The sequence below is a fragment of the Mesorhizobium sp. M0768 genome, assembly GCF_040320195.1.
Lineage (GTDB): Bacteria > Pseudomonadota > Alphaproteobacteria > Rhizobiales > Rhizobiaceae > Mesorhizobium.
This window is the reverse complement of the sequence record NZ_JAMYPD010000047.1, coordinates 24,879-31,529: the sequence shown is the minus strand read 5'-3', so window position 1 is coordinate 31,529 and position 6,651 is coordinate 24,879. Positions and strand designations below refer to the sequence as shown.

The following is a 6,651-nucleotide window of genomic DNA, read 5'->3' as shown; positions in this document are numbered from 1 at the left end:
CGCGCGGCAAAACCCAAAATACCCCACGGGATCGCATCCAGATCAGCAAAACCTATTCACTTCAACGACATAGACAGATGGGTGTTATGAAACAGGATTGTAGTCGGCGCGCCACAGGGCGATGGCGACGCGTGCCTGAGCCAGCGAAGTAAACAGCGTCTCGTTGAGCAGTTCATCGCGTAGTCGGCCGTTGAAGCTCTCGATGAAGCCATTATCCGGCATGATGTTCTTGGTGCCATCGTTTGTTCGGTACGTCAGGTTCGTTAAGCTTGGCGCATCCGGGCCGCGGGGCACCGGGAGCACGCAAATGCGGGCAGGCCGTCGTATGCAGATGAACTGCGAGTTCGAGCACATTATCTGGCCGCCCCTACGACTCGCCCGGATGCGCCGCGAGCACGGCTCCGTATTTGTCGTGTTGCCCGCTCGCTCCCTGTTCGTGACCAACGATGGAGGGAACCGTGCGTATTATCAGCATGGACATACACCGCGTAGCCGCCGAGGTCGTGTCATTGCTTGATGGCAAGATCGTCAAGCTCGGCCGCGTTGGGAGGAATGGCACCAGGTTCTAACGCAGGTTCGAGAGTGGCCGGTTGCGACGTTTCAGGAGCCGATTGGCACGCGGCTATGGCAAGTGCCGCGAAGCCAAGCGTTGCGTTGCACATTCGGTGTGCCATCTTCTGATGCCCCGGCCGTCTTTGAATCTAGCGCAGGCCGACCTTATCGCGCGTTTTCACAAGCTGTGTCTACGCAAAGGTAAGTCATAAGACAGCGGGTCGTCGAAGAACCCGCAGCGGTCGTGAGTGAATGCCTCCATTCGTCGCCCAAGTAGCGGCCTGGAGCGCCATTCGCGCGGCATCCGCTGGTTCATTAGGAGTTGAGCGGGAGGATCAGCAGTTGACCTTCCAGATCACATAGTGAGGCCGTTGCGACTGTATTCCTGAACCTTCGACAAACGAGTACACGCCGGTCGAACGGATTCACCAAGCTGCTGAATGAACGCTCTAGATGCATTCGACAGGCGTTTGACCGACGAAAGCTTAAGCCCCCCAAGATGCCGCGGCCTATTTCAAGTGCTGCGAGGCGAGTATGATCGACGTGTTGGTGCCAGGCTTCTGAATGATAATCACGACGATGGTAGTCATTCTCGACGATACAAGAGTTGCTGCCACTTATTCGGACAGGAGCTACCGGTTCGATTGAACCGGTAGCGGTGAACGGAAGCGTCACAAACACCCTTCGGCCGCGATTTCGCCAATAGCAATACCGTAGAAACGTGCCACTTTGGCGTAGGATCTGCGCCCTCCGAAGGCAGAAGTTACAGGTTCAAATCCTGTCGGGTGCAGCATTGCACAGTTCGCTTGCCGACAACTATTCCTGCTGGAATTGACAGGGCCAATCTTCAGGCCTCGTCAAGCCAGAAGGCAACTCGGTCCGGGCGTCTCCGCAAGCCATGTTGAGCTGCCACTGGGACAGACCCGCCGAATTGGAAAGATCGACGCCCTCGATACGGGTCAGAAAGAAAAAGGCGCGGTCAAAGTTTATCGGCGCGGTGAACGTCGCTCCTCGGAAGTCCGCCCGTGCGAGATTGGCAAACGAGAAGCGGCTGCCGCTGATATCGGCGTCATGGAACTGCGCACGCCCCAATTCTGCCTTTGTGAAATCAACATTGGTCAGATTGGCGCCCTGGAAATTCGAGCGCTGTATTTCCGCGCTCGCAAACACAGCGCCCTGCGCGTCCATACGGCTGAAGTCGGTCCTGTAGGCCTCGATTCTGTCGAACCGGGCGCCTTTGGCGGTCGAGTCGGCCAGGGAAGCACGCACAAGCGTTGCCTTCTCAAGATTTGCCGCAAGGAGATTGCTGTTCCTGAGGTCGGTCGAAGTGAAATCAACACCGAACAGGTTCGCCCCGCTCAGGTCTTGTCCTTTTAGGATGAGAAGCTTCTTGTCACACTCGTGCCAATTGACGCCAGGCGTCGCGGGTGCGTCGCAATTGTGAGCAGCAGTGGCGTTCTGCCAAGCAAACACAGTGCAAACCGCTAGAACCAAGCCGGATGCGCCGTAAGCTCTGGTTCGCCTCAAAGTCATTGTTGCTGGACCTCTGCTACTCGCCGACACTCAACCTTACCACATCTGCTGACACACGAGCCACGGTGACCGCCGTCACAGTTAGCGCATTTCTCATATTCAAGCTTTGATGTTGATCAACCGATCAACCCGCGCGTAGGGCGCGATTTGCGAGCGCCTCCCCATATCATCGGCGGTCCAGCAGAGATTCATTTGTCACCGGCCAGGCGCATCATTCCGTAGGTATGCTTGACTAAGCCGAGGAGAGCGGTCGTTCAGGCTGGCGAAGTCCCTCCGCTCTGGACGTTTGTCTCGCTAGTTGGAGCCTGCTCGGATGCTGACCGCCACCGCCGCCGTCCGCTGCCGACAAGCGTGAATCCGCTTGGTTCCGCACCGATCGGTACTTCCCGACGGCGACGTTGACCCGGCACGGGGTGCTCGTCGCATATCCTGATTCCCCTGTCGCATGAACCCCACGAGTTCGCTTAGCGAAGCCGAAGTTGATCTCTGCCATCTCCCAGGTCGAAGCATCAACCCCGCATATTTGTGTCGTAAGCTGACGTGCCGCGAATACGCCTTTTTCGGTTGGCGGGCTTTATGGCGGACGCGCAACCTATTCTTGTATTTTTCTCAACGTAAACAATGTCGTATGGCGGCGGGGGAGGGATTCGAGCTCCGCGCTTGGAAAAGCGTCCCTCTCGTCTTCACCGTGCAGGCCGCTTACTCTGGGCGGCAGAGTGCCCTTCCGCGCTTCGCCAAACCTGCCGTGGGAAATGCCTTGCCGTTTTTTCCGGCGGGCTTTGATCAGATCGCGACTATTAGTGGTTTATGCTGGAACTGGTTGCGGAGGTTAGAGTCGGACCTATTTGCGCCGATTAAGAAGTCCCGTCAGCAAACGAACTCGGTTACAGCACTGTATCGGCGGTATCCCTCTACCGACTCGAACCGCGACCGTTTCTTAGGTCGCGCCTACCGTTTTGCACGCCCTCCCCTGCCCGGCCGTGGCGGAAGGTTGAACCAGTTGGGCGACTGCTAGGTTCCAGACTGAGTAAGGTCGGCTCGCTGAAAGCACGGCAGGTGGCATGCGGCACATGCGCGACAACGGCGGCGGAGGGTTTGAGGGGCCGGAGCCCCGACAGCTTTCGGCAGTTCGAACGATATAGTCGAACGGCCGAAATCGGGGCGCAAAGCTGCCATAGCCACAAAAGATAACAAAAAGCATCGGCGATCGGCTGAAGCCGCTCCTTCTCTGTCTGCTGGCGAACCGCCTAACCGGGGCAGATTTCCGGGCGAAGGGGTTTGCAGGCGAGCGCGTTCGTGATTCACCCTATGCGTGACGCTACCACCGACTGATTCGTTTGAAGGCTGTCGCTCGTGGAACTCCGCGGGTTGGTTACTGCGCTGATCGGCGAAGTGCGCGATCCAAACATGGTTCGAAGTGGTCGATCGCAGGGCCGCGTCGCACGGTGCAGAAGGCCGTGCATCGTAGATTATGCGCAAACTGCAATCGCGCGCCTAGTCGGAACTCGCGCATCGAACAGTACATCACGTCTTCCGTCCCCAGCGCACCGGCGGCCTCCCCCACTCGCAATCCAAATAGACGTCTTTCAGCTGTTTGATTGGCATGTCAGCGTGAGCGAACGCGAGGTCCTGAGCGTCAGAAGCCGACAATGAAGCCGGACTGATTGCGATAAGCACGGTGCCGAGCGTCACAGGCGCGAGGGACTTAACAACTGACATGATCATTTTGAGATCCTCCCCAGCTCCCGTCGGTCAACATTCAGTCCTTGGGGTCGCAGGTGTAGTGCCGTTCGAAGGTCCCGTCCGCGCGCCGCTGCTTATCGAAGCCGCGATGTAAGGCTCGATCGCGCGCTCGTGGACCAGCCAAAGGGGATCTCGGCCGAGGCGTAGCCACTGCCGGCGGCCAACCGTTTCGGGATCGAGGCTGAAGCGATCCTGGTGCGCTCGATCGTCGTGCCGGCCGCGCCTGCCTCCGCATGACGGTTGGCGCGGCTTCGCAAATCGCACATGATTTCGTCACGTGAGATGCCGATGTCGCCAAGGACGTCATCGGGTAAACGGCTCAACTGGTCCGTTGCCGACAAGAGAGCTTTTCGCTCGGCGCGGAGGCGTAACCACCTGCGAAATGGACCAAATGGCGGCAGCATGAATTATAACCATGATCAGATCGTCCCTTCATTGATCTGAATTGACCGGTACGGAACGGCGCGAACGGCACTCCGGGCGAGAGCGTCAGCCGTCCGCGAGGCAAATTAGGCGTAGTGGTCGATGGATTGGTTTTGCCGCGGCGTGCCCATACGGCGGGCGGTGGCTGGCCCCGGGCCACGCATGTAATAAAGCTCCGGGCGGTAGCGCGGCGCGACGAATTTGCGAAACCCCGCAGCAAGTTTTGTGACGGGAGCCAAGAATTTCATGACTGTTCCCTTTCCCTTCGCCGGCTTTCACACGAGCCGGCGGGCCTGACGTTGCAAAAAGGATATGACAGTCGAACCAGGCTCGGCTGTGGGAATTCCCACACCGGGGAAAACATTGGCGAAATCCGCTCCCAGTTTGCATCCCGGAAAGCGGGGCCTGCGGCCATCAAATTTCCTTGGATAGGGAGTAAGGTGAAGTACACTTGATTGAACAAGAGACCGTTGTGACAGGCTCTCTGGCCTTCATCTCGAGACTTTGCGATGCCGACCTCGCCGCGCTGACCAAACGGTGGCACGAGCGCAGCTATCGACACAACGAGCTAATCATTGCCCACGGCGACACTGGTCGCGATGTCTTCTTCCTGCTGGAAGGACGGGCTCGCGTGACACTGGTTTCAGCGGACGGCAGGGAGATAGCGTATCGCGATGTCGAACCGGGTGACATTTTCGGGGAGCTCGGAGGCATTGACGGGATTGCACGCTCTGCCAGCGTAGTCGCGCTGGAGGCAACCCGCGCTGCACGGCTGTCCGGCACAGCATTCCGGGATATCGTGATGACTCACCCGACTTTTGCCTGGATGCTGCTTGAGCATCTGTCTGCCCAGCTCCGGCGCATGACCGAGCGGGTATTCGAATACAGCACTCTGGTCGTGCGAAAACGGCTGATCGTCGAGCTCCTGCATCGGGCGGAGAAAGCCGCACTCGTGGACGGCGAGGTGTCCATAAGCCCGGCACCGACGCATTCCGAGCTGGCGGCAACGATGAGCACGCACAGGGAAGCGGTCTCGCGCGAAATGAGCGACCTCGCCAAGAGAGGCCTGATCGAAAAGCGCGGCAGCAGGTTATTGCTGCATGACGTCTCGGCACTACGGGCGCTGGTCGACAAGAAGGAATAGCGAAGGCTGTCGCTGCGGCGGGGGGCACCGCACGTTTCATACTCCTCGGCCGCAAGTGATTATTCCTTCCGGCAAACCGGGCAACCTGGCGTGCCAGCGCGCGGGGCTCCGGCCGCTACTTCGAGAACTTCTCGCCGGTGAACGGTCAGCTACTTTGCGAGGTGGCCGCTCGGATGCCCAGGACATCGAGGTGGCCCTGGACGCGGCACATGCCGCCAAGGACGCCTGGGGGCGCACCAGCGTTGCTGAGCGGTCACTCATCCTCAACCGCATCGCCGACCGCATGGAGGAGAACCTCGATCTTCTCGCATGCGCTGAAACATGGGACAACGGCAAGCCGATCCGTGAAATAACCGCCGCCGACCTGCCCTTGGCCATCGACCATTTCCGCTATTTCGCCGGCGCCTTGCGCGGCCAGGAAGGGAGCCTTTCGCAGATCGACTACGACACCGTCGCCTATCATTACCATGAGCCGCTCGGGGTGGTTGGCCAGATCATCCCCTGGACTTTTCCGCTGCTGATGGCATGCTGGAAGCTTGCTCCCGCGCTTGCGGCCGGCAACTGCGTCGTGCTGAAGCCTGCCGAGCAGACTCCGGCTGCCATCCTGCTGTGGGCCGACCTTGTTGGCGATCTGCTGCCGCCGGGCGTGCTCAACATCGTCAACGGCTTTGGTCTCGAGGCGGACAAGCCACTCGCGTCGTCGCCGCGCATTGCCAAGATCGCCCTTACCGGTGAGACCACGACGGGCCGGCTGATCATGCAATATGCCAGCCAGAACCTTATCCCGTAACACTGGAATTGGGCGGCAAATCGCCAAACATCTTCTTCAAGGATGTTGTCGCCGAGGACGACGATTTCTTCGATAAGGCCATCGAAGGCTTCGTCATGTTTGCGCGAGGTCTGTACCTGCCCGAGCCGCGCGCTCATCCATGAATCGATGTACGATACGTTCATGGAACGCGCCCTCAAGCGCGTCGAGGCGATTGTGCAGGGCGAGCCGCTCGATCCGGCAACGATGATTGGCGCCCAGGCCTCGTCCGAGCAGTTGAAGAAGATCCTGTCCTATATCGACATCGGCCGCCAGGAAGGCGCGGAGGTGCTGACCGGTGGCGCCCGCAATGTCCTGCCTGGTGATCTGGCGGGCGGCTATTACGTCAAGCCGACCGTGTTCAAAGGACACAACAAAATGCGCATCTTCCAGGAGGAGATCTTCGGGCCGGTGGTTTCTGTCACGACCTTCAAGGACGATGACGAAG

General features: G+C 59.2%; 4 protein-coding genes and 2 pseudogenes. 2 read left to right on the top strand and 4 right to left on the bottom strand.

Annotation, left to right across the window (positions count from 1 at the left end; genetic code table 11):
- Nucleotides 1-96 precede the first annotated feature (96 nt).
- The 4 genes and pseudogenes from NKI08_RS31775 to NKI08_RS31760 form a co-directional block, all read right to left on the bottom strand.
- Nucleotides 97-213, bottom strand: a pseudogene (locus NKI08_RS31775) (integrase core domain-containing protein); the annotation flags it as partial.
- 1,155 nt (nt 214-1,368) lie between these two features.
- Nucleotides 1,369-2,085 carry a pentapeptide repeat-containing protein gene (locus tag NKI08_RS31770; RefSeq protein WP_352775036.1) on the bottom strand — a complete coding sequence of 239 codons (717 nt, stop codon included), beginning with the start codon at nt 2,083-2,085 and terminating at the stop codon, nt 1,369-1,371.
- Between the two features lie 1,817 nt (nt 2,086-3,902).
- Nucleotides 3,903-4,232 carry a DUF1127 domain-containing protein gene (locus NKI08_RS31765; protein WP_352775034.1) on the bottom strand — a complete coding sequence of 110 codons (330 nt, stop codon included), beginning with the start codon at nt 4,230-4,232 and terminating at the stop codon, nt 3,903-3,905.
- A 105-nt stretch (nt 4,233-4,337) separates the two neighbouring features.
- The gene (locus NKI08_RS31760) at nt 4,338-4,499 is read right to left on the bottom strand and encodes a hypothetical protein (RefSeq protein WP_167522729.1); all 162 of its coding nucleotides are present in this window, start codon (nt 4,497-4,499) and stop codon (nt 4,338-4,340) included.
- Nucleotides 4,500-4,723: 224 nt separating this feature from the next.
- On the opposite strand from NKI08_RS31760, the gene NKI08_RS31755 reads away from it, so the two are divergent.
- Both NKI08_RS31755 and NKI08_RS31750 read left to right on the top strand, forming a co-directional pair.
- Nucleotides 4,724-5,395 carry a Crp/Fnr family transcriptional regulator gene (locus NKI08_RS31755; protein ID WP_352775031.1) on the top strand — a complete coding sequence of 224 codons (672 nt, stop codon included), beginning with the start codon at nt 4,724-4,726 and terminating at the stop codon, nt 5,393-5,395.
- A pseudogene (locus NKI08_RS31750) lies at nt 5,352-6,650 on the top strand (aldehyde dehydrogenase family protein); the annotation flags it as partial. The gene NKI08_RS31755 and the pseudogene NKI08_RS31750, both read left to right, overlap by 44 nt.
- Nucleotide 6,651 lies beyond the last annotated feature (1 nt).

What these genes read in the sequence shown, in the direction of transcription:
- NKI08_RS31770 (WP_352775036.1), bottom strand. Translation starts at nt 2,085, where the DNA reads ATGACTTTGAGGCGAACCAGAGCTTACGGCGCATCCGGCTTGGTTCTA.
- NKI08_RS31765 (WP_352775034.1), bottom strand. Translation starts at nt 4,232, where the DNA reads ATGCTGCCGCCATTTGGTCCATTTCGCAGGTGGTTACGCCTCCGCGCC.
- NKI08_RS31760 (WP_167522729.1), bottom strand. Translation starts at nt 4,499, where the DNA reads ATGAAATTCTTGGCTCCCGTCACAAAACTTGCTGCGGGGTTTCGCAAA.